The sequence below is a fragment of the Dialister invisus DSM 15470 genome, assembly GCF_000160055.1.
In the GTDB taxonomy this organism is placed as follows: Bacteria; Bacillota; Negativicutes; order Veillonellales; family Dialisteraceae; genus Dialister; species Dialister invisus.
The window spans coordinates 203,595-224,753 of sequence record NZ_GG698602.1 but is presented as its reverse complement, the minus strand read 5'-3'; the positions used below and the strand labels follow the sequence as shown (position 1 = coordinate 224,753).

Here is a 21,159-nt window from a genome sequence, read left to right as displayed (position 1 = left end):
AAATATGCTTCAAAGTTTACATATTGTTAATTTTGCAATTATTGAAGATACCATTATTGAATTAACTGATGGTGCGACAGTATTTACCGGAGAGACGGGAGCCGGTAAATCTATTTTGATTGATGCGCTTGCGATACTCTTGGGGCGACGCGCACGGACCGATTTGATTCGTACTGGTGCAGAATTTTTTAAAGTGGAAGGCGTTTTTTCTGCTGATGATGAAATAGTTTCTATTTTATCATCATTTGGCTTTGATGCAGCAGATTCACAGATTATTATTACTCGAAAATTAAATCGGTCCGGTCGGGGAATCTGCACGATTAATGGAGATTTCTGTACTGTAAAACAATTGGAATTTATCGGCAGAAAACTGGTTCGTCTACATGAACAAAATGATGCTATCGAACTTCTTTCTTCTGAATATTGCAGGAGGATTATTGACAGGTTTACGCCTGAAATCTCAACGCTCCGTGATGAATATGACCATATATATCAGGAATGGAAAGAAACTAAAAAAAATTTAGAGGAATTTCATGCGCATAGGCAGGAAAATGAACGACGTATTGATATTCTTGAATGGGAATTAGAGCAAATTCGGACGGCTAATATCATAAACGGGGAAGATGAAGAAATAGATAGACGCCTTTCCATTTTGCAAAATTATGAAAAAATTATCTATTCCGTAAAAGCAGCTCTTTCTGCTCTCAGTGATGAAGGTGGTGCCCGAGATTTATTGGCATCAGCATCTAAAGCGGTATCAACGGCATCCCGTTATGATAAAGAAATGAAGGAAACAGATGAAGAACTGAGAACGGTATTATATTCATTAGAAGATATAGAAGGGAAATTAGATACTTATATATCCGCTGCGGATTTTTCAGATGAAGAATTATCAGAACTGCAATCAAGAAGCAACATATTGATAGGGTTGAAGCGAAAATTTGGCCCTACATTGGCAGATGTAATTCATTATGAAGAGAATGCAGAGAAAGAATGTACCAGCCTTAAAAATCTCATTTATGAAAATAAAGAGATGCAAGAAAAATACAAATTATTGACAGAAGCGGTGATGAAAAAGGCGGAAGCACTAAATCGACAACGTATTCTTACAGGCTGTGAATTTACGGAAAAGATCATATCTTTATTGCAAGATATGGGGATGGATGATCCAAGGATGACTTTACATTTAATCCCCGCAGCGGCACCTGTATCATCGGGTGTTGAAGAAATGGAGCTGTATTTTTCTGCTAATAGGGGAGAATCTTTACGTTCTATGAAAGAAACCGCTTCAGGAGGAGAACTATCGAGAATTGCATTAGCCATAGAAATCGTAATTTCACGGTTGATGAGAGGACAAACTCTTGTTTTTGATGAAATTGATGTGGGAATCAGCGGAAAAATAGGAATACAGATTGCAAAAAAAATAAAAATTTTGTCAAAATATCTGCAGGTGCTTATTATTACACATTTGCCGCAGACTGCAAGTATTCCCGGACGCTATTATAAAATTGAAAAAATCACTAGCCGCGGGCAGACATCTTCCAAGGCCATGCTTTTAGATGGGCGGCAGCAAGTAGAAAATATTGCTCAAATGATTTCAGGAATGTCTAAATCAGAAAACGCGATTCGATCAGCATTGGAAATGCAAAAAATACTATCTGATGATTGACTTCTCCTTTTGTTTATACTACGATTCTTATAATTTAATAACAGATGTAATTATATTATTTTGGGGTAGTAAATAGAAAGAAGGGGACTGTAGTGATAAAGGTTCTGGTTAACGGTGCCAGCGGCAGGATGGGCAGTGAAGTGGTTCGTTCTATTGAGAAAGAAGAAGGGCTTATCCTTTGCGGAGCGGTAGATCCTAAATGTACGGGGCAGGATATTGGGGACGTCGTGGGTATTGGATATAAAGGAATACAGATTTATGGAAGCCTGGAAGAAGCTTTTGTTAGTGGTAAGCCTGATGTAGTCGTTGATTTTACTTCACCTAAAGTTATTTATTCAAATGCACAGACGGTTCTTGCAGCTGGCATAAATATGGTTATTGGCACAACTGGCTTGAAAACGGAAGAAAGAAAAAGTTTGTCTGCTATTTGCGATAAAAATAGTTCTCATTGCCTGATTGCCCCTAATTTTTCTCTTGGTGCGGTATTAATGATGAAAGTATCTGAAGAAATAGCTAAATATTTTCCTAATGCTGAAATTATAGAACTTCACCATAATCATAAATTTGATGCGCCTTCCGGAACGGCTAAATTGACAGCAGAAAAAATTGCTGCAGCCCGTACATTGCATCCCGATGAAGATGAAACAAAAGAAGGCCTGCCGGGGGTAAGAGGTGGCAAGTATGAAGATATTCCGATTCATAGTGTAAGGCTTCCAGGATATGTCGCTCATCAGGAAGTACTTTTTGGGGGATATGGGGAAATACTTACGATCCGACATGATTCGCTTGATCGGAAGTCTTTTATGCCGGGAGTAATGCTTGCATGTCATAAAGTTATGAAAATTCCAGGGCTTGTTTATGGTCTTGAAAATTATTTAAAGTGAGGTGTTTGTAATGAACAAATTGCCCCATGTAGCTGTTTTAGGAGCAACAGGTGCTGTTGGTCAGGAATTTATACGTTTATTTGAAGAAAGAAATTTTTCATTTGCTTCACTCAAACTTTTGGCATCTGCCAAATCTGCCGGTAAAAAGTTAATGGTTTGTGGTGAGGAATATACTGTAGAAGAGGCAAAACCCGATTCTTTCAAGGATATTGACATTGCATTGTTTGCCGGCGGCAAAGTAAGTGAAGTATTAGCACCGGAAGCAGTAAGGCGCGGCGCTGTAGTAATAGATAATTCAAGTGCGTTCAGAATGGATCCCCAAGTGCCGCTGATTATCCCTGAAATTAATCCGGAAGATATAGAAAAGCATAGGGGAATTATTGCTAATCCCAATTGCTCTACAATTATCATGCTTATGGCGTTGAAGCCGATTTATGATTTATCTCCTATAAAGCGTGTTATTGTCAGCACCTATCAAGCCGTATCAGGAGCAGGGAAAGAAGGAATTGACGAACTTTACGGGGAAACAGAAGCCGTATCAAAAGGGACTGTATATGAACCGAAGATTCTTCCCTCTGTCAGCCTTCCTAAACACTACCCGATTGCCTATAACCTAATACCGCAGATTGATATATTTTTGGATAATGAATATACCAAAGAAGAAATGAAAATGGTCAATGAAACCCGTAAAATTCTTCATGATGAGGATATTGCAATTACGCCGACCGCAGTTCGAGTACCTGTTATAAGAAGCCATGCAGAATCAATTTATGTTGAGACTGCTGCTTCTCTTTCGACTAAACAGATTAAAGAGGCAATGAAATCATTTCCCGGTGTAGTTCTTGTAGATGATATAAAAAAACAAGTGTATCCTATGCCACTGGATACATCTAATAAGACCGATGTGGCAGTAGGAAGAATTAGAAAGGATCTATATAATAAAAGGGGAATCAATCTGTGGGTTTGCGGGGATCAGATCAGAAAAGGAGCTGCTTTAAACACCTTACAAATTGCAGAATATATGATTGCTCATGATATGTTTTAGTTGATAGGACAGCAGTTTATACAGAAAGAAGGGAAAATCATGGCAATAGCAAAGTTTGGACGAGTTATAACCGCAATGATTACTCCATTTAAAGAAAATGGAGATGTAAATTATGAAGGCGCATCTTCTTTGTCTAAATATTTAGTTAATCATGGATCTGAAGGAATTCTTGTCGGTGGAACAACCGGTGAAGGTGCGACCATGTCCAGTGAAGAAAAACTAAAGCTGTATAAGATGATTGTTGATGCGGTTGGTAAAAATGGAACAGAAAAGAGAGTATCTGTTATAGGGAATGCAGGCACCATTGGGACGAAGGAAACAATCGAGTTTTTAAAAGCAGCAGAAAAAACAGGGATAGATGCGGCTCTGGTTATTGTTCCATTTTATGTTAAACCGACGCAGGAGGGGATGTATCAACATTTTAAAGCCATTGCGGAATCTACTGAACTGCCAATTATTCTATATAACGTACCGGGGCGTGTCGGTGTTAGTATCCAACCGGAAACAATCAAACGGTTGACAGATGTTTGCCCCAATATAGTAGGCGTGAAGGATGCTGCCGGGAATTGGGATCAGGTAACAAAGGAAAAGATTCTGCTTCCAGATGATTTCATGATATACAGTGGAGATGATGCATTTACTTTGCCTGTTTTAGCAGCAGGCGGTGTAGGTGTTATTTCTGTGGCGAGCCATGTGATCGGAGAGGATCTTCTTTCTATGATTGACGCTTTTGAAAAAGGAAACTTGGCTGCCGCGCGGAGACTGCATTTGAAAATGTATCCGATTATGAAAGGAATGTTTTTTATTGCAAGCCCTATTCCCGTTAAGACTGCTGTTAATTTAATTGGACAACCGGGCGGAAATTTCCGGCTTCCCATGGTTGCCCCGACAAAAGAAGAAGAGTCACATGTGCGGACTCTATTAGAGAATTACGGATTTCTTCTATAAAAGGAATCATAAAACTTTACGCTACAATTGTATATGATAAAAACGGTCTGTCATATTGAGGTTTCCTATAACAGGCCGTTTTTTTATAAGTGCTTATATGGATATTTTGAAATCTTCCGGAATTACAGTGACAGTAGATTGGTGGGTATAATTGACCAGTCCGGGGGGACTGTTGGGAATCTTTTTGACATATTTTATACGAGTATAGTCAACATTAACCTTTCCGGATGATTTTCCTTTGCTGTAGAAGGCAGCCAGTGCAGCTGTTTTTGCAATTAATTCCTTAGGAATAACTTGTCCTTCGGTTATTAGAACAACATGGGATCCCGGAAGAGCTTGTGCATGAAACCACAAATCTTCTTTTCCTGCTTTGTGAAATGTCAAGTATTCATTTTGTACATTATTTTTTCCGAGGAGGACATGAAATCCATCTATAGTCAGTGAGATGAAAGAAGGTTCTTTTTCTTTCTTTCTCTGCCTGGAAGAGTGACGCTGAATAGTTGCTCCGGAATCTTTTAATTCATCCTTTAATTGAATAAGTTCATTTTTTGTTTTTATATTCTCAAGGAAATAAGAAATATTTTCCAGATAGCGGATTTTTGCAAAACATTCATTTAATTTATCCTGTCCGACTTGCAATCTTGTCTTCATTTTGGAATATCTTTTAAAATATAACTGACTATTTTGACTTACCGATAAAAGCGGATTGACAGGGATGCTCTCATCTGTCGGAGGTTCATTAAAAACATTGCTTACTGTCAATTCATGCATTCCGTTAAGTTTTTTATACGCATAAATGGAAAGCAGTGTTCCCCAAAGTTTATAGGTCTCCGTTTTTTTCGTTTCTTTCAATTCATCTTTTATCTTATTCATCTTTCTGGTCTCTTTTTTTAAGAGAGAGGATATCTTTTGGGCCATCTGTGAAGTTTCAGCAGAGAGAATGCCGCCATCTTTTTGCAGTTCTTCACGAATCCATCTGTCAGCAGAAATTTTTCTGATGGGTTCTCCCGCAGAGAGCGTAATGGGCGTTGCCCAGGTTTTGTTATTTGGTTTCTTGTAAATATAAAGAGCTTTTGCACTTAAGATCTCTTGCGCCATATCGTAAATTGCATTTGCCAGGATAATGGACTCTTCCTCGTTTAGATGATTTAGTGGCAGATCAGCTTTAATTTTTGTTCGGGAAAATAATTCCTCTGCCAAAAAGCTGCTGAAGCCATTAAACGTATCAAAAATCCACTGCTGAACTGAAGAATCTTGCAATTGACCGAATTTCAATATTTGGAGGATTTCTTCTGCTGAGAAAAGAAGAAAGTTATTTCTGCTTGCATATGAATTACGGACATAGGGTTTTCCCGGTGCAAGAATTCGTTCCATCTTTTTCCCTCGAAGACAGGCATCAATAATTACATTATCTTCTGTTAAAATTAAATTGGGTGCCGAGGGAATTAATTCCATACAGAGGGATTTGGTAATAATCTTCCCACCTGCTTCTATACGATCGAAATTAAATTTTAAGAACCGATCAAAATCCGGTTGTTCAATGGATGAAAGCCTGGAGCCTTCCAGCTGTTTACGCAATGTCATGCAAAATGTTTGAGAGGGCATATATCCGGTGTCCTTTTTTAGGTTTTCGGTGATGTAGATTAAAGGGCGGTAAGTGTCAAAAATTAAGTGTATAGGTTTTTCGTATGAACGAAATAGTTCTATGTCAATAATCCGGTTATCTATTTGATGAATTTGGCGGACCTGTGCCGGTATGATTTTAGCTGCCAATTCTTTTCTGAATATGTAAAGAACTGCACTGTCAATTTGCATGAAATAACTCCTTTCTTGTTCTGAATCAGTATAGCATAATCCATTGGGGAGGATAGCCTGTTTTCTGTAGAAATATGCTCGACTCTGTTTAGTATAGATGTTAAAATAAAAAACTAATGAATGATATGCAGGAGGGGTTTATGCATTTTACGAAATGGCAGGCCTGTGGAAATGATTTTGTTTTTGTCAATGCAATGACAATGGATATCCGGCCGGTGGTAAAAAAATGTGTTTCTATTTGTAACAGAAATTTTGGTATAGGTGCCGATGGAATAATCTTTGTTCTTCCTTCGGAAAAGGCAACGCTTCAGATGAGAATTTTCAATAGTGATGGAAGTGAAGCAGAAATGTGCGGTAACGGTATTCGTGCTTTTGCCAAGTGGGCTCATGAGCTGGGGCTGGTATCAAAGCATCATTTTTCCGTAGAAACCGGTGCAGGGATTTTATTCCCTGAACTGCTTCCGGATGGAAAGGTTCGTGTCGACATGGGCGTGCCGCATTTAAACAGCAGTGAGATTCCTGTGACAGGATTTGGTGACGGTATGGTGGTGAACCGGAAACTTACAAATGACTTGCATACATACCGTATTACTTGTGTATCAATGGGGAATCCACATTGTGTTATTTTTACTGACGATATTGATCGAATTTCGCTTGAAGAAATCGGTTCCCGATTAGAAGCAGATGCTCATTTCCCTCGAAAAACAAATGTGGAGTTTGCGCAGCTCCTGAAAAAAAATTTGCTGCGCATGCGTGTATGGGAACGTGGTACTGGTGTTACGATGGCTTGTGGTACAGGAACCTGTGCGACTGTTGTTGCTGCAATCCTGAATGGACTTGTAGAAGGAGAAGCAGAGGTTATTCTTGACGGAGGAAATCTTCATATTTCATGGGAGGGTGATAGTTCTGCGCATGTATTTATGACAGGACCGGCAGAAAAAGTGTTTGAGGGTGAATATATCATTTAATTATTTGGAAAAGGGGCGTAAAGTATGAAGAGTATGACCGGTTTCGGGCATGGTACGGCAACTGGTACTAAGGGAATAGTAACGGCTGAAATAAAAACTGTTAACAATCGATTTCTTGAGTTAAATATACGTACTGACCATTTTTCTGCAGCCGCGGAAGAAAGCATAAAATCTTTAATCAAAGAACAGGTACACCGGGGCAAGATATACGTTAATCTCATATTCACATCAGACGGAAGCAGAAAAAACATTCATGTTTCTTTAGATGAAGACCTTTTATCTGCTTATTTGGACGTATTTCACATGCTGAGGCATAAGGATGGGATCAGGTGCCGGAAACCTTCAGTTTCCGATCTTTTGTCGTTGCCGGCTCCTTTTCTTCATGTAGCAATAGAATCCATTACTGATGAAGAATTGATTTCTCTTGCCCGCGAGGCTGTATCTGCCGCATTAGCTGGAGTGAATGAAATGAGGCGTCGGGAAGGAGAAAATTTAGCGGCTGATTTAAATAAAAGAATTGATTTATTGAAGGAAAAACTTCTGTATCTGAAAAGTAAACAAAATATCATTGTAGAGGATTACGAAAAAAGACTTCGCAGCCGCATGATCAAATTATTGGAAGACAGTGGGAATGCTTGGGATGAGACACGTTTATTGCAAGAGGTCGCTGTTTATTCTGAAAAAACGGATTATACAGAAGAACTTACCCGGTTTGAGAGTCATTTAAATCAGTTCGCTGCCGCTTTAGACAGTACGGAACCTATAGGACGGAAGCTTGATTTTCTGCTCCAGGAAATTAACCGGGAAATCAATACAACCGCATCAAAAGCCAATGACATCAGTGTGATTGACTGTGTTATAATAATCAAAACAGAATTGGAGAAAATCAGGGAACAGGTTCAAAATATCGAATAAGGAGATAATAATGGGAGTTCAGCTTATTAACATAGGCTTTGGAAACATGGCAGCGGCAACCAGAGTTATTGCAATTATCAGTCCAGAATCGGCACCGGTCAAACGAATGATTCAAGACTGCCGAGACAAAGGCGAGCTGATTGATGCTACTTACGGGAGAAAAACACGGGCAGTTTTGATTATGGACAGTGGGCAAACTATTCTTTCCGCCGTTCAGCCTGAAACAATTTCTCACCGTTTAATGAATAAGGAAACGGCAATTATGGAAGCGGCTGATGAGGGGTAAAGGTATATGGGGAAAAAGGATGAGGGAATTCTGCTTGTCGTTTCCGGTCCGTCGGGAGCAGGGAAAGGCACTATTTGCAATGAAATCAGAAATATTTATCCTGAATTGAATTATTCCATTTCTATGACAACCAGAACGGCAAGAGTGGGGGAAGAAGAGGGGGTCAGCTACTTTTTCAGATCAAAGGAAGAGTTTGAAAGACTGATAAAAGAAGAGGCCTTTTTGGAGTATGCATGTGTATACGGCAATTATTACGGAACACCAAAGAAAAGTGTTCTTGATCTAATTGAAAGAGGAAAATCAGTTTTGCTTGAAATTGATATCCAAGGTGCTATGCAGGTTAAGGAAAGATATCCTAAAGGTGTTTTTATTTATATAGTTCCACCATCCTTAAGGACGCTTTCAGCGCGTTTACACGGCAGAGGGACAGATTCGGAAGATACCATCCAAAAGCGTTTGGCTCAAATCACCGGTGAATTATCTATGGCGCATAAATATGATTACATAGTCGTAAATGATGTACTGAAGGATGCAGTTCATAAAACCTGCGCAATTATAGAGGCAGAAAGATGTAAACTATCCAGGAATCAGAATCAGATAGAAACAATTTTTCAGCAGTATATAAATAAGGAGGTTCCTTTAAAATGATGTGTTATCCAGCAATTGATGCTCTTGTGAAAAAGGTTGATACAAAATATACCCTTGTCACATTGGCTGCCCTGAGAGCGAGAGAATTAACGGATGGATCTCCGGCATTACTTGATGATAAAGGGAAAAAAACGGTGACTGTGGCGCTTGAAGAGATATATCACGATAAGATTTCTTATTATGAAAATAAAAAATAAATTTACGGTGTAATTACTTGTTTCTTACTCACCTTACTGAAAGGATTTTTATGATGTTTATAAATAAGCATATTGTCGTAGGAGTTTGCGGCGGTATTGCGGCGTATAAAGCGGCTGGACTTGTAAGCCAGCTTAGGCAGCGCGGTGCAGATGTACATTGCATTATGACTGAACATGCAGCAAAATTGGTTACACCTATTACATTCGGAGAACTTTCAGGTAATGATGTTACTGTCGATATGTTTGCCAATATCAACAAATGGGATGTAGAGCATATTTCGCTTGCCCAATTAGCGGATGTTTTTGTTATTGCTCCTGCAACAGCTGATATCATTGGGAAAATAGCCAATGGAATTGCTGATGATATGCTTTCGACAACAATTATGGCGACAACTGCAAAGGTTATTTTTGTTCCGTCCATGAATACAAACATGTATGAGAATCCTATTGTCCAAGAGAATATTAAAAAGTTGCGCAAACTTGGCTATATATTTGTAGAACCTGAAAGCGGACACTTGGCATGTAATGCTTCCGGTAAAGGCCGGTTCCCTTCGCTGGAAAAAATTATTTTCCGGATTGAACGAATTTTATCGGGAAGGCAGTTGTTAAAGGGGAAGCGTGTAGTCATAAGCGCGGGTGGGACAAAAGAGAATATTGATCCGGTACGTTATATAGGAAATCGTTCCAGCGGACGGATGGGTTATGCTATCGCCAGGGCCGCTGCAATAGAAGCAGCTGACGTGGTTCTGGTAAGTTGTACGGAAGCACTGCCCGCGCCGGAAGATGTTAGAATGATTTATGTTCGGGATGCCCGTGAATTGGATAAGGCAATGAAGAGTCTCTATGAAGAAAGTGATATAGTCATTATGGCAGCGGCAGTTTCAGATTACAGACCGATTGCTGCGGCGAATCAAAAAATTAAAAAAGAAGAAAATGATGATCTTATGATTCACCTGTCGCTTAATCCGGATATTCTTTTTGATCTGGGGCAAAAAAAGACTCACCAGTTCCTTGTTGGTTTTGCAGCAGAAACGAATGATGTTATTGCCCATGGTCGAAACAAGGTGGAAAGAAAGAATTTAGATATGCTTATTGCCAATAATGTGGCAATGCCCGGCGCAGGATTTAATGTAACGACTAATATTGCCGCCATATTATATAAAGATGGTACATTACAGCAATACCCTAAAATGGCAAAAGAAGAATTAGGAAAAATCATCATAGAGAAAATTGCGGAAAAATGTAATTGATTATTTAATAAGAGAAGACATCCTGTTCTTGAACTGCGTAAATCGTAGGAGATACCTTTGTTGTAAACTCTATTGATTAATTTCAATGATATGATATAATAAATTTTATAATACTCATCGAGAGCAGCGGAGGGATTTGGCCCCATGATGCTGCAGCAACCATTCTATATAGGGAAAAGGTGCTAATTCCATCAGCATTTGCTGGCAGATGAGAGGAAGTCCTCCCTGCGCGGAGGAATTTTTATTTTACATAATCGGAGGATAAAAATATGCCGAAAAAAGTTTTATTTACGTCAGAATCTGTTACAGAAGGGCATCCGGATAAAATAGCTGATCAGATTTCAGACGCTATATTGGATTCTATTCTTGAGCAGGATCCCAATGGGCGTGTTGCTTGTGAAACCATTGTCACAACCGGGCAGGTGCATGTGTTTGGCGAGATAACAACTGATGCCAAGGTGGATATTCCACGGGTGATTCGCAAAACGATTGGGGACATCGGGTATACTGATGCAAGTTATGGATTTGACAGTGAAACCTGTGCGATTCTGATTTCTCTGGATGAACAGTCTCCTGATATCGCAATGGGGGTGGATCGTTCTCTGGAATCAAAGGAAGCTAAAGCGGATTCTTATGATATCGGAGCCGGCGATCAGGGAATGATGTTCGGTTATGCATGCAATGAAACTCCTGAATTTTTACCTCTTCCTATTGCATTTGCACACAGACTTTCACGCCGTTTAGCAGAAGTCAGGAAAAATGGACAACTCGCATATCTCAGACCGGACGGGAAAACACAAGTAACCGTAGAATATATTGATGGGAAACCGGTGCGTATTGATACGATTGTTATTTCAACGCAACATGCGCCGGATATTACACAGAAAGCAATCAGAGAAGATATGATTGAGCATGTGATAAAAGCCGTCTTACCGGCCCAATTTATTGATGAAAATACAAAATACCTGATTAATCCGACAGGCCGCTTTGTTATTGGTGGGCCGCAGGGAGATGCGGGACTCACTGGACGGAAAATTATTGTTGATACTTACGGCGGAATGGCTCGCCATGGCGGCGGTGCCTTCTCCGGAAAAGATCCGACAAAAGTGGATCGCTCAGCAGCATATGCTGCGCGTTATGTGGCAAAGAATATCGTGGCAGCAGGTCTTGCGGATAAATGTGAAATTCAATTGGCTTATGCAATTGGTGTAGCACGTCCGGTATCTATTTTAGTCGATACATTCGGAACAGGGAAAATTGATGAAGAACAAATCGTAAATCTGGTTGAGGAAAATTTTGAACTTCGACCTGCCGGTATCATTGATATGCTTAATCTACGTCATCCGATTTATAGACAGACTGCAGCATATGGACATTTTGGAAGAGATGATATAGATTTACCGTGGGAGCATACAGACAAGGCGGAATCATTGAAAAGACAAGTTGGGATATAATTTTTGAGAAACTTCTTTGTGGTGACAGAATCGTTTTTTATCCAAAGAAGTTTTTTATTGTCGTGAAAAATATCCTGCCGCATTAAAATAAATAATGAATAAGGATAGCATTTTATGATAATATATAGACATCGTTTTATATCGATATAAAAGAGTTTCTTTAGGAGTCACGAAATAAGGAAAATGATCGATGATTGGTACAATTGCGGAGATATTAATTAATCGGCCTTCGAAACATTTAAACAAAACATTTTCTTATAAAATCCCGGATCATCTCAGTTATGTGGGTTCCGGCTGGCGGTGCATAGTACCGTTTGCCGGCAAGCAGGAAGAAGGAATTATTCTATCATGTCATGAAGAGGAATTCTCTCATATTTCTTACAAGTTGCTGGAAATTTATGATGCCATTGATTCAGTACCTTGGTTTACGGATGCAATGATTAAAACAGCAAAATGGATTTCACAATATTATATGTGCACATTGATAGATGCTCTTCGTCTTTTTCTTATTGATAAAAAAGGAATACGAACAGAGGTCTTATATGAGATTAATTGGAAGGAAATTCCGGAATGTGAGGATATATGGGGACTGATCGATATCTCTGTTGAAATCATTTCGAAAGAAGACGCGGTTTTAGTTTTGGGTAAAACTCGTTGTAACCGATATCTTGCGAAAGGATTTATAAAAGAAACAGAATTATTGCAAAAAGTCTATAAAGAACCATTGGAAGAATGGTTAGCCATTAATAACAAATCGGAATCGGAGTCCATGAAAAGAGGGGGAAGACAAAAAGCCTTATGGTCGCATCTGTGTCAAATCGGGCAGGATTCGATTTCAAGCCTGATATCAGCGGGCTTTTCACGGGATGTTATTCGACGCTTTTGCAGGAATGGCAATGGACATCTATTTTATCGAGGGAAGAAAACGTTTTCGCTTGTGGAAAACAAAAAGAGTGACAACCCACGTAAACTAACGGCGGAACAAAAATATGCGGTAGAATATATAATCGGTGCTGTTAATGAGGAAAGATACAAGGGTATACTCCTTTATGGTGTAACAGGAAGTGGGAAGACGGAAGTTTATCTCCGCGCGGCGGAGAGTGCGATTGCAGCAGGGGGAACAGTGCTGCTCGAAGTACCTGAGATTGCTTTGACGAACCAGATGGTTTCTTATTTTGCCGATTACTTTGGCGATAAAGTGGTTTTTATGCACAGTAATTTAAGTAAAGGTGAGCGGTATAATAATCGTCAAAGAATTGCAAATGAAGAAAGTTCTATTATTATTGGTTCCCGTTCTGCCCTTTTCATGCCGTTTAAGAATCTGAAACTTATTATTGTTGATGAGGAATATGATTCATCTTATAAACAAACGGAGACTCCCCGCTATAATGGCAGAGATGTGGCAAAGGTAATGGCTGTCATTTATAATTGCCCTATTGTTCTTGGGGCAGCTACACCTTCTGTTACTACTTTTTTTGCGGCTAAAAATAAGAAGATTGAATTGCTGGAAATGCGGCAACGTGTTCATAGAACACCACTGCCTCAAATATATGTTTATGATATGCGGAGCGAAGCAGATATAGGACATGCGACCAACTTATCAAGACCGATGATTGATCTTTTGAGAGATACGGTTCAAAAGAATCATAAGGCGATTCTGCTGCTGAATCGAAGAGGCTTTGCACCGACTTTGATGTGTAAACATTGCGGATATGTATTCAAATGCACCCATTGTGATGTTCCGCTTGTCTATCATAAAGATAAACATCGATTGAACTGCCATTATTGTGAGAGTATATTTCCTTTGCCCAGGCAGTGTCCTGTGTGCAGTTCTCAAGATATATTATATTTAGGATGGGGAACACAGCGGATTGAAGAGGATTTGAAAAAATTACTTCCGGAAGCGAAATGTTGCCGCTTTGATGTAGATAGTACTGCCAGGAAGTATAGCGCCGCAAAAATATTATCCAATTTTCGAGATGGAAAATTTGACATCTTATTCGGCACACAGATGGTAGCCAAGGGACATGATATACCGGGCGTGCAGTCTGTAGGGATCCTTTCTGTGGATAGCACCTTGAATATGCCTACTTATCTTGCAGCAGAACAGACTTTTAATCTGATTACACAATGTGCGGGGCGGGCAGGCAGGAATTTGGAACAGGGACGAGTCATTCTTCAAACATATAATACAGAACACTATGTTATATTAACTGCTGCAAAACAGGACTATGATGCTTTTTATCAGCAGGAATTGGAATATCGAAGAACTCTCCATTATCCGCCGTTTACCAGGCTGATGAAAATCACCTGTTTTAATAAAAAAGAGAGTATCGCCAGAAATCATGCAGAAAAGATTTATCGTTATATTCGGGAAATGCTGCCTGGCATACCGGATTATATTTCTGTAACACCGCCTTATGATGAACCTGTCAAAAAGGTAAGAAATATATATAATGTTTCCTTGCTTATAAAAGGAAAAACACTAAGGCGTTTGAAGCTTTCCATGCAGAATTCTAAGATATTTCAGGAAAATGATATAATTATAGATGTAGATCCCCTATAATATTTTAGTGAAAGTGAAGGGAAATGAATTGAGTAAAATAATTACTGCAGGCGATCCGATTTTGAAGTCTGTTGCAATGCCTGTTACCGCATTTGATAAGAAACTGAAGTTCTTAGTTAATGAAATGAAAAAGACAATGTATGAATCTAACGGAGTAGGATTGGCAGCACCGCAAATTGCTGTTTCAAAACGTGTTTTTGTTGCTGATGATGGAGAATCCGGATTTGAAGCTTATATTAATCCGAGATGGACTCCTGACGGAGATGAGAAAGTAACTGATACGGAAGGTTGTTTGTCTGTTCCAAATTGGTATGGAGAAGTAGAACGTTATGCTAATGTGACTGTAAAATATCAGGATATTCATGGGAAAAGAAAGCAAAAGAAAGCAACGGGACTTCTGGCACGTTGTATACAACATGAAACAGATCATCTGAATGGGATTCTTTTTATCGAAAAGGCAAACTCGTTGCATAAAGGAGCGTCTGATGAGTAATCCATATCGGATTATATTTATGGGAACACCTGATTTTGCGGCTGTGCAATTAAAAACACTGTGTGAAAATGGATATAGACCTATTGCTGTTTATACTCAGCCTGACAAAATAAATGGAAGAGGGAACAGGATAACTTTTTCTGATGTAAAAAAATTAGCAATGGAAGAGAATATCCCGGTATACCAACCGACGACTTTTAAAAGTGAAGATACTATTCGGGAATTGGCTGCATTAAAGCCAGATCTTATTATTGTAGTGGCTTATGGAAAAATTCTTCCGGTCGCAGTTATAGATGCCGCCGTTTATGGAGCGATTAATATTCACGCCTCTCTTTTGCCGGAGTATAGAGGCTCTGCCCCTATACAAAGGGCTATTATAGACCGTAAAAGTGAGACTGGTATCAGTATCATGAAACTTGATGCCGGGATGGATACAGGCGATATCATTCGTATGGCTCCATTGAAAATCCTGCCGCATATGACAGCGGGTGAATTATTTGAATCACTTTCCGTGTTGGGGGCGAAAGAGCTTCTCTATGTCTTGAAGAATCTACCTGAAAGTATGGCTGGTGCGAAACCGCAAGATCATGCGAAAGCAACTTATGCGGAAAAAGTTACAAAAGAGATGGGGCATATTGATTGGGAGCAAGAGGCATCGGTTATTGATGCCCTTATTCGAGGAATGTATCCTTCCCCGGGGACATACACCTATTTTCATGGTAAACGGATAAAAATCCATGCTGCTTTTTATGAGAACAGCAATACCGCTGCAATCCCCAAGGGAACTGTTGTTTCTTTAAAAGATGGGAATATAGGTGTTGCTGCGACGCATGGAATCATATACTTAACAATGGTTCAACCGGAGAATCATAAGCGAATGAAAACGATTGATTTTATCAATGGATATCAGGTAAAAACCAATGATTGCTTCGAGTACTGAAAAAATAAAATCAGCGAGAACATTGGCATTTGAGGCACTTTATGAAATCTTTGAAAAAAATGCTTACGCTAATTTAACGATTCAGAGTATTTTGCGGTGGTGCCCTTTAAAAAAGGAAGAACGACATTTATTGACGGAACTTATTTATGGGGTTTGTCGTAAATATAATTATTGCCTTTGGATGATCAGTTTGATAAGTGACCGGCCGATGTTTAAAATTCATCCTGCAGTACGTATTCTTTTAGCCCTTGGGATATATCAGATTGTCTTTTTAGATCGTATCCCTGAGTCTGCAGCTGTCAACGAAACAGTAAAAATTGCAAAAAAAGTAACTCATATCGGAAATGTAAAATTTATTAATGGAGTTCTCCGAAATTTTCTTCGCCGAAGGGGATCACTTACGTTGCCGGATAGAACTTCCAACCGTGTCTTTTATGAATCTTTAATCTATAACCAACCTGAATGGCTGATTCGATTTTTTGAAAAAGAATACGGTATGGGACAATCTGAAAAGATTCTGAAAGCCTTTAATACTATTTCGGACACATGCATTAGAGTAAATACGCTTAAAATAGAAACGGATGATATCAAAAAACAGTTAAAATTAAGAAATATAAGTGTAGGAGATATTTCTTATATGCCGGAAGCACTGGCAATAAAAGCGGGGACGGATATTCTGTTTTCAGAGTTTCTGCAGACAGGACTTATATATATACAGACGGCATCTTCCATGATTCCTGCCAAAGTACTTGGACCGGATGCAGGAGACCATGTTCTTGATATGTGTGCGGCGCCAGGAAGTAAAACAACGCATATAGCAGCGTTGATGGGAAATAGAGGCAGTATTGACGCTTGGGATGTTTATCCGCATAAAGTCAAATTGATAAAAGACAATGCAAAACGTTTGGGAATATCTATTATCCATACAGAGGTAAGAGATTCCGTCAAACCGTTACCATTCCTGTATGAAACTTATGATAAGGTCCTTTTAGATGCACCTTGTTCAGGATTAGGGGTCTTAGGACATAAGGTGGAACTTCGGTGGAGAAGAAAGGAAAGTGACTTATCCGTATTTCCACCATTACAAAAACAATTAATTGAGCAGGCGGCTAAATATACAAAAACAGGCGGCGTATTAGTTTATAGTACTTGCACACTTAATCCTGATGAGAACGAACATATTATTAATGAGTTTCTTTCTTTACATTCGGAGTTTGCGCCGGAAGAATTTAACTTTCCCGTTTTGGGAAAATCTTTAAATGGGATGATGACCCTTTATCCTGATTTAGTCAGAAGTGATGGTTTTTTTGTGGCAAAATTAAGAAAGGTATCTCATGAAGCGTAATATATGGGGACTAAATTTGCAGGAGCTAGAAACATGGGTTGTGGGAAACGGGTTTCCCCGTTTCAGAGCAAAGCAATTACGAGATTACCTATACAAAAGGCATATATTCCATTTTGATGAAATGACTCAGTTTTCGCAGAAAATGCGAGACTGGTTAAAAGAGAACGGACAGATTGATAAGCCGGTCATTATAAGCCGGGCTCAATCCGATGATGAAAAGACTATAAAATTACTTCTTAAATTAAAAGATGGCTCCTTGGTTGAGACCGTTTGTATGTGTCACCATTATGGAAATTCTATTTGCGTTTCCACCCAGGTCGGCTGTGCAATGGGATGTATATTTTGCGCTTCCACAAGAAAAGGGTTGGAAAGAAATTTAACGGCAGGAGAAATTCTTGCACAGATGTATGCATTTAAAGAACTTTACGATATACCGTTCCATTCCATCGTTCTGATGGGAGCAGGGGAACCGCTTACTAATTATAAAGAGGTTTTGCATTTTATCCATCTTGCGAATGATCCTGAACTATTGAATATCAGTTATCGTAATATAACTATTTCTACATGCGGGATCGTACCTCAAATTTATCGATTAGCTGATGAAAATATCCCTATTACCCTTGCTATTTCTTTGCATGCGCCGAATGATCGGATTCGTAATGTTTTGGTTCCTATAAGTAAAAATTTTAGAATTAAAGATGTAGTGAGTGCGGCAGAATATTACTTTAAGAAAACAAAGAGAAGGGTCACTTTTGAATATATTCTTATCAAGGATATGAATGCAAGTGTGGAAAACGCAAAAGAACTTTGCCGCTTAATAGGTAAAATGCCGTGCCATATTAATTTAATCCCTATCAACAGTACAGAGCATATTAAATTGTATCCGCCAGAATGGAAAGAAATCAAACGATTTCAGGATATTTTGCTGAAAAAAGGAAAGGAAACGACTGTGCGCAAACAAATGGGGGATGAAATACAAGCGGCTTGCGGACAGTTAAAACGGAGATATTTAAACAGTGTCACTTAGTATCCTTAAAGGCTTTTGTTGACTGTGTTTTTTCAACATGCTACTATGAATTGTAAATAGCATTTATTGTATTTGAGTTATAGAAAGAATCTGGCATCTATGTTTATTGCATACGGCGATTCCCGTGTCGGACTGATTCGCAAAGTAAATGAAGACAGTATTTCGGATTGTTCCGGTCCCGTTTTTATCTTAGCGGATGGCATGGGAGGCTACGTAGGTGGTCAAGTGGCCAGTAGGCTTGCTGTTGAAAGTGGAACCGGCTTCTTGAAGAATGTACCTTTGGAAAAAATTTCAGAAGGACTCTTGAAGGAGTCTATTTTGCATGCAAATCAAGTTGTTCTGACCGAAAAAATGAAGAAACCTGAACTTGATGGTATGGGAACAACCATGATTACAGTAGGTATCAATGATAATGTGCTGAGTTGGGCACATGTCGGAGATAGCCGATTATATATTTATCATAAAGAAATTCTCCAGCAAGTGACAACAGACCATTCTTTTGTTATGGAACTTCTAAGAAAAGGCAAGATTACCGAGGATGAAATGCATGAACATCCACGGAAGAATGAAATTACCCGTGCTGTGGGAATCAAGAAGGCATTAGAAGTGGATACAGGTACAATCCGGTTAAAAAATAATACATTAATACTGCTTTGTACTGACGGATTGACAGGGATGGTGGATGATACACATATCGCAAAAATTCTGTCGGAATATAGAAATTTTACCAAAGAAGATTTAATGAATTGCGGAGAACATTTATTCAATGCCGCTTATAATGCAGGTGCGGCAGATAATGTATCTCTTATATTAATTGACTACTGGGGTAGAAAAGGCGGAGAAGGCTAATGGTTGGTAAAACACTTGACAATCGCTATAAATTGGAAAAGAAAATAGGCTCGGGGGGCATGGCAGATGTCTATATGGCTACCGATTTATTACTTGATAGGGTAGTTGCTGTAAAAGTGCTTCATAGCAGTTTTGCAGAAGACAATGATTTCATTGTACGTTTTCGACATGAAGCGCAGTCTGCGGGGAAACTTACACATCCTAATATTGTGGGGATATATGATGTTGGGGATGATCAGGGAGTACATTATATTGTTATGGAGTATGTCGAAGGGGTGACCCTTAAACAATATATTCAAGATCACAGCAGTATATCTGTCGATATGGCTGTACGTATTGCTGTTGAAATCGGCAGCGCACTTGAAGCAGCCCATGAGAATGGTATTGTTCATTGCGACATTAAGCCGCATAACATTCTTCTGACTGAAACCGGTAAGGTGAAAGTGACTGACTTTGGCATCGCACGAGCAATCAATTCTGCAACAGTAATTGATAAAAAATCTATTTTGGGATCTGTTCATTATTTATCACCAGAACAAGCGGCTGGGGATAAAGTTACAGAGAAAACAGATATTTATTCTTTAGGTGTTGTGCTCTATGAAATGCTTACACACCATTTACCGTTTGAAGGTGAAACAGCAGTCAGTATTGCACTGCAGCATATGCGCGGAGAAGTACCACGGCCAACTAAATTTAATCCTGCCATTACGCCCATGCTGGAAGAATGCGTTTTGACCGCGTTGCAGAAAGATCCTGATAAGAGATACAATTCTGTTTCTGATTTTATTTCTGAGTTAAAAATGGCGCAGGGATTTACTACGTCCATTTATAAACCTGCACAGCCCGAGTTTGCTGCGATGACGAAACCAATTGCACAAAAAACAGAAAAAATTGCACGAACAGAGACGGAAGGTAAGCTTTCTCATCTGATTACAAATTTCCCTCAAAAGTATATTTGGATCGCAATGGTGCTTTTATTTATTTCCTGTTTTTTGTGGGCATTTTTTAGCTTTGGAAATTTTTGGAGTACCTCAAATGTAACGGTACCAATGCTTGTCGGAGAGCCTGTGGAAGTGGCACAAAAGACACTGAAGGAAATGAATCTTAAGTTTTCCATTGATGAAATTGCCAGTGATGATATTCCGGCCGGACAGGTAATATCCCAAACACCGGTTGGCGGAGCAAGTGTAAAAGAACAGAGGATCATTCATCTGACAGTCAGCAAAGGTGGAGCTGTTATTTTGGTTCCTGATTTAAAAGGGCTTACTTTAGATCAGGCAAAAGAACGGTTAGGAAAACTGGATCTTGCTTTAGGGGCTGTTGAAAATGGTAGTGACCAATCCCAGCCGGCCGAAATCATTATCTCTCAGAGCCCGCAGTCTTTCTCGAAAGTGGCAAAAGGAACACTTGTCAATATTGTTATTAACTTGCGCCAACCGGTAAATGTTCCTAATTTGGTAGGTATGACATTGGCAGATGCAAAAAATGCATTGGATTCCGTACATCTTACATTAGGAACTATTTCATCTTCTGACGGGGTTGCTGCAGATGATTCTGCTGTTGTTTTGGCGCAAAATCCCACCGGTGGCGTATCTACGAATGAATCTTCCGTAAATCTTACTATCGGGAAAAAAGAAAAAACGCAGAAAAAAACAGGGAGCGTTAATATTACTATTCCTAAAAACGGCAATTCACGCCATGTGGTTATCTATATAATTGATGATAATGGTAAATCAGTCTCCTATGATCAGCAGGTTAAACCGGGAAGTACAGTTAATCAATCTGTATCAGGGATAGGGAATGTTAAGGTTCAGGTACTTATTGATGGAAATATAGTCCAAGATCGGGAGCTATAAATTT

Annotated in this window: 19 protein-coding genes and 1 riboswitch; of the genes, 18 read left to right on the top strand and 1 reads right to left on the bottom strand. The window is 39.2% G+C overall.

Annotation, left to right across the window (positions count from 1 at the left end; genetic code table 11):
* Positions 1-4 precede the first annotated feature (4 nt).
* The 4 genes from recN to dapA all read left to right on the top strand — a co-directional run bounded on the left by recN (position 5) and on the right by dapA (position 4,546).
* The gene (gene recN, locus GCWU000321_RS01065; RefSeq protein WP_007069210.1) at positions 5-1,669 is read left to right on the top strand and encodes a DNA repair protein RecN; all 1,665 of its coding nucleotides are present in this window, start codon (positions 5-7) and stop codon (positions 1,667-1,669) included.
* A gap of 92 nt (positions 1,670-1,761) precedes the next feature.
* Positions 1,762-2,553, top strand: coding sequence for a 4-hydroxy-tetrahydrodipicolinate reductase (gene dapB / locus GCWU000321_RS01060; RefSeq protein ID WP_007069209.1), 792 nt, complete (start codon positions 1,762-1,764; stop codon positions 2,551-2,553).
* Positions 2,554-2,563: 10 nt separating this feature from the next.
* Positions 2,564-3,598: an aspartate-semialdehyde dehydrogenase gene (locus GCWU000321_RS01055; protein WP_007069208.1), complete on the top strand. Its 1,035-nt coding sequence runs from the start codon at positions 2,564-2,566 to the stop codon at positions 3,596-3,598.
* Between the two features lie 39 nt (positions 3,599-3,637).
* Positions 3,638-4,546 carry a 4-hydroxy-tetrahydrodipicolinate synthase gene (gene dapA / locus GCWU000321_RS01050; RefSeq protein ID WP_040381071.1) on the top strand — a complete coding sequence of 303 codons (909 nt, stop codon included), beginning with the start codon at positions 3,638-3,640 and terminating at the stop codon, positions 4,544-4,546.
* Between the two features lie 93 nt (positions 4,547-4,639).
* On the opposite strand, the gene GCWU000321_RS01045 is transcribed toward dapA, so the two are convergent.
* A complete protein-coding gene (locus GCWU000321_RS01045; RefSeq protein ID WP_007069206.1) occupies positions 4,640-6,361 on the bottom strand; it encodes an Rqc2 family fibronectin-binding protein in 1,722 nt (573 codons plus the stop codon).
* Between the two features lie 140 nt (positions 6,362-6,501).
* On the opposite strand from GCWU000321_RS01045, the gene dapF reads away from it, so the two are divergent.
* The 14 genes from dapF (at position 6,502) to pknB (ending at position 21,155) form a co-directional block, all read left to right on the top strand.
* Positions 6,502-7,329 (top strand): diaminopimelate epimerase, encoded by an 828-nt coding sequence (gene dapF, locus GCWU000321_RS01040; protein WP_040381070.1) that lies wholly within the window; start codon positions 6,502-6,504, stop codon positions 7,327-7,329.
* Between the two features lie 24 nt (positions 7,330-7,353).
* A complete protein-coding gene (locus tag GCWU000321_RS01035) occupies positions 7,354-8,244 on the top strand; it encodes a YicC/YloC family endoribonuclease (RefSeq protein ID WP_007069204.1) in 891 nt (296 codons plus the stop codon).
* Positions 8,245-8,254: 10 nt separating this feature from the next.
* Positions 8,255-8,530, top strand: coding sequence for an extracellular matrix/biofilm regulator RemA (gene remA / locus GCWU000321_RS01030; protein ID WP_007069203.1), 276 nt, complete (start codon positions 8,255-8,257; stop codon positions 8,528-8,530).
* Between the two features lie 6 nt (positions 8,531-8,536).
* A complete protein-coding gene (gene gmk, locus GCWU000321_RS01025) occupies positions 8,537-9,178 on the top strand; it encodes a guanylate kinase (RefSeq protein WP_007069202.1) in 642 nt (213 codons plus the stop codon).
* The gene (rpoZ, locus tag GCWU000321_RS01020) at positions 9,175-9,375 is read left to right on the top strand and encodes a DNA-directed RNA polymerase subunit omega (protein ID WP_007069201.1); all 201 of its coding nucleotides are present in this window, start codon (positions 9,175-9,177) and stop codon (positions 9,373-9,375) included. Before gmk ends, rpoZ begins: the two co-directional genes overlap by 4 nt.
* Positions 9,376-9,425: 50 nt before the next feature.
* Positions 9,426-10,625 carry a bifunctional phosphopantothenoylcysteine decarboxylase/phosphopantothenate--cysteine ligase CoaBC gene (gene coaBC / locus GCWU000321_RS01015; RefSeq protein ID WP_007069200.1) on the top strand — a complete coding sequence of 400 codons (1,200 nt, stop codon included), beginning with the start codon at positions 9,426-9,428 and terminating at the stop codon, positions 10,623-10,625.
* A gap of 111 nt (positions 10,626-10,736) precedes the next feature.
* A riboswitch (SAM riboswitch) is annotated at positions 10,737-10,840 on the top strand.
* 54 nt (positions 10,841-10,894) lie between these two features.
* A complete protein-coding gene (gene metK, locus GCWU000321_RS01010) occupies positions 10,895-12,079 on the top strand; it encodes a methionine adenosyltransferase (RefSeq protein ID WP_007069199.1) in 1,185 nt (394 codons plus the stop codon).
* 190 nt (positions 12,080-12,269) lie between these two features.
* Positions 12,270-14,645, top strand: coding sequence for a replication restart helicase PriA (gene priA, locus GCWU000321_RS01005; protein ID WP_007069198.1), 2,376 nt, complete (start codon positions 12,270-12,272; stop codon positions 14,643-14,645).
* 28 nt (positions 14,646-14,673) lie between these two features.
* Positions 14,674-15,138 (top strand): peptide deformylase, encoded by a 465-nt coding sequence (def, locus tag GCWU000321_RS01000; RefSeq protein ID WP_040381069.1) that lies wholly within the window; start codon positions 14,674-14,676, stop codon positions 15,136-15,138.
* Positions 15,131-16,078, top strand: a complete 948-nt coding sequence (gene fmt, locus GCWU000321_RS00995) for a methionyl-tRNA formyltransferase (protein ID WP_007069196.1) — start codon at positions 15,131-15,133, stop codon at positions 16,076-16,078. Before def ends, fmt begins: the two co-directional genes overlap by 8 nt.
* Positions 16,059-17,423, top strand: coding sequence for a 16S rRNA (cytosine(967)-C(5))-methyltransferase RsmB (gene rsmB, locus GCWU000321_RS00990; RefSeq protein ID WP_007069195.1), 1,365 nt, complete (start codon positions 16,059-16,061; stop codon positions 17,421-17,423). Before fmt ends, rsmB begins: the two co-directional genes overlap by 20 nt.
* Positions 17,413-18,450, top strand: a complete 1,038-nt coding sequence (gene rlmN / locus GCWU000321_RS00985; protein ID WP_007069194.1) for a dual-specificity RNA methyltransferase RlmN — start codon at positions 17,413-17,415, stop codon at positions 18,448-18,450. Before rsmB ends, rlmN begins: the two co-directional genes overlap by 11 nt.
* 99 nt (positions 18,451-18,549) lie before the next feature.
* Positions 18,550-19,299 carry a Stp1/IreP family PP2C-type Ser/Thr phosphatase gene (locus tag GCWU000321_RS00980; RefSeq protein WP_007069193.1) on the top strand — a complete coding sequence of 250 codons (750 nt, stop codon included), beginning with the start codon at positions 18,550-18,552 and terminating at the stop codon, positions 19,297-19,299.
* Positions 19,299-21,155, top strand: a complete 1,857-nt coding sequence (gene pknB, locus GCWU000321_RS00975) for a Stk1 family PASTA domain-containing Ser/Thr kinase (RefSeq protein ID WP_007069192.1) — start codon at positions 19,299-19,301, stop codon at positions 21,153-21,155. Before GCWU000321_RS00980 ends, pknB begins: the two co-directional genes overlap by 1 nt.
* Positions 21,156-21,159: the final 4 nt, after the last annotated feature.

Excerpts from the sequence above, each read along its gene's own strand:
- recN (WP_007069210.1), top strand. The coding sequence starts at position 5 with ATGCTTCAAAGTTTACATATTGTTAATTTTGCAATTATTGAAGATACC.
- metK (WP_007069199.1), top strand. The coding sequence starts at position 10,895 with ATGCCGAAAAAAGTTTTATTTACGTCAGAATCTGTTACAGAAGGGCAT.
- coaBC (WP_007069200.1), top strand. The coding sequence starts at position 9,426 with ATGATGTTTATAAATAAGCATATTGTCGTAGGAGTTTGCGGCGGTATT.
- GCWU000321_RS01055 (WP_007069208.1), top strand. The coding sequence starts at position 2,564 with ATGAACAAATTGCCCCATGTAGCTGTTTTAGGAGCAACAGGTGCTGTT.
- rsmB (WP_007069195.1), top strand. The coding sequence starts at position 16,059 with ATGATTGCTTCGAGTACTGAAAAAATAAAATCAGCGAGAACATTGGCA.
- priA (WP_007069198.1), top strand. The coding sequence starts at position 12,270 with ATGATTGGTACAATTGCGGAGATATTAATTAATCGGCCTTCGAAACAT.
- GCWU000321_RS00980 (WP_007069193.1), top strand. The coding sequence starts at position 18,550 with ATGTTTATTGCATACGGCGATTCCCGTGTCGGACTGATTCGCAAAGTA.
- GCWU000321_RS01035 (WP_007069204.1), top strand. The coding sequence starts at position 7,354 with ATGAAGAGTATGACCGGTTTCGGGCATGGTACGGCAACTGGTACTAAG.
- GCWU000321_RS01045 (WP_007069206.1), bottom strand. The coding sequence starts at position 6,361 with ATGCAAATTGACAGTGCAGTTCTTTACATATTCAGAAAAGAATTGGCA.
- dapA (WP_040381071.1), top strand. The coding sequence starts at position 3,638 with ATGGCAATAGCAAAGTTTGGACGAGTTATAACCGCAATGATTACTCCA.
- rlmN (WP_007069194.1), top strand. The coding sequence starts at position 17,413 with ATGAAGCGTAATATATGGGGACTAAATTTGCAGGAGCTAGAAACATGG.
- gmk (WP_007069202.1), top strand. The coding sequence starts at position 8,537 with ATGGGGAAAAAGGATGAGGGAATTCTGCTTGTCGTTTCCGGTCCGTCG.
- rpoZ (WP_007069201.1), top strand. The coding sequence starts at position 9,175 with ATGATGTGTTATCCAGCAATTGATGCTCTTGTGAAAAAGGTTGATACA.
- dapF (WP_040381070.1), top strand. The coding sequence starts at position 6,502 with ATGCATTTTACGAAATGGCAGGCCTGTGGAAATGATTTTGTTTTTGTC.
- pknB (WP_007069192.1), top strand. The coding sequence starts at position 19,299 with ATGGTTGGTAAAACACTTGACAATCGCTATAAATTGGAAAAGAAAATA.
- remA (WP_007069203.1), top strand. The coding sequence starts at position 8,255 with ATGGGAGTTCAGCTTATTAACATAGGCTTTGGAAACATGGCAGCGGCA.
- fmt (WP_007069196.1), top strand. The coding sequence starts at position 15,131 with ATGAGTAATCCATATCGGATTATATTTATGGGAACACCTGATTTTGCG.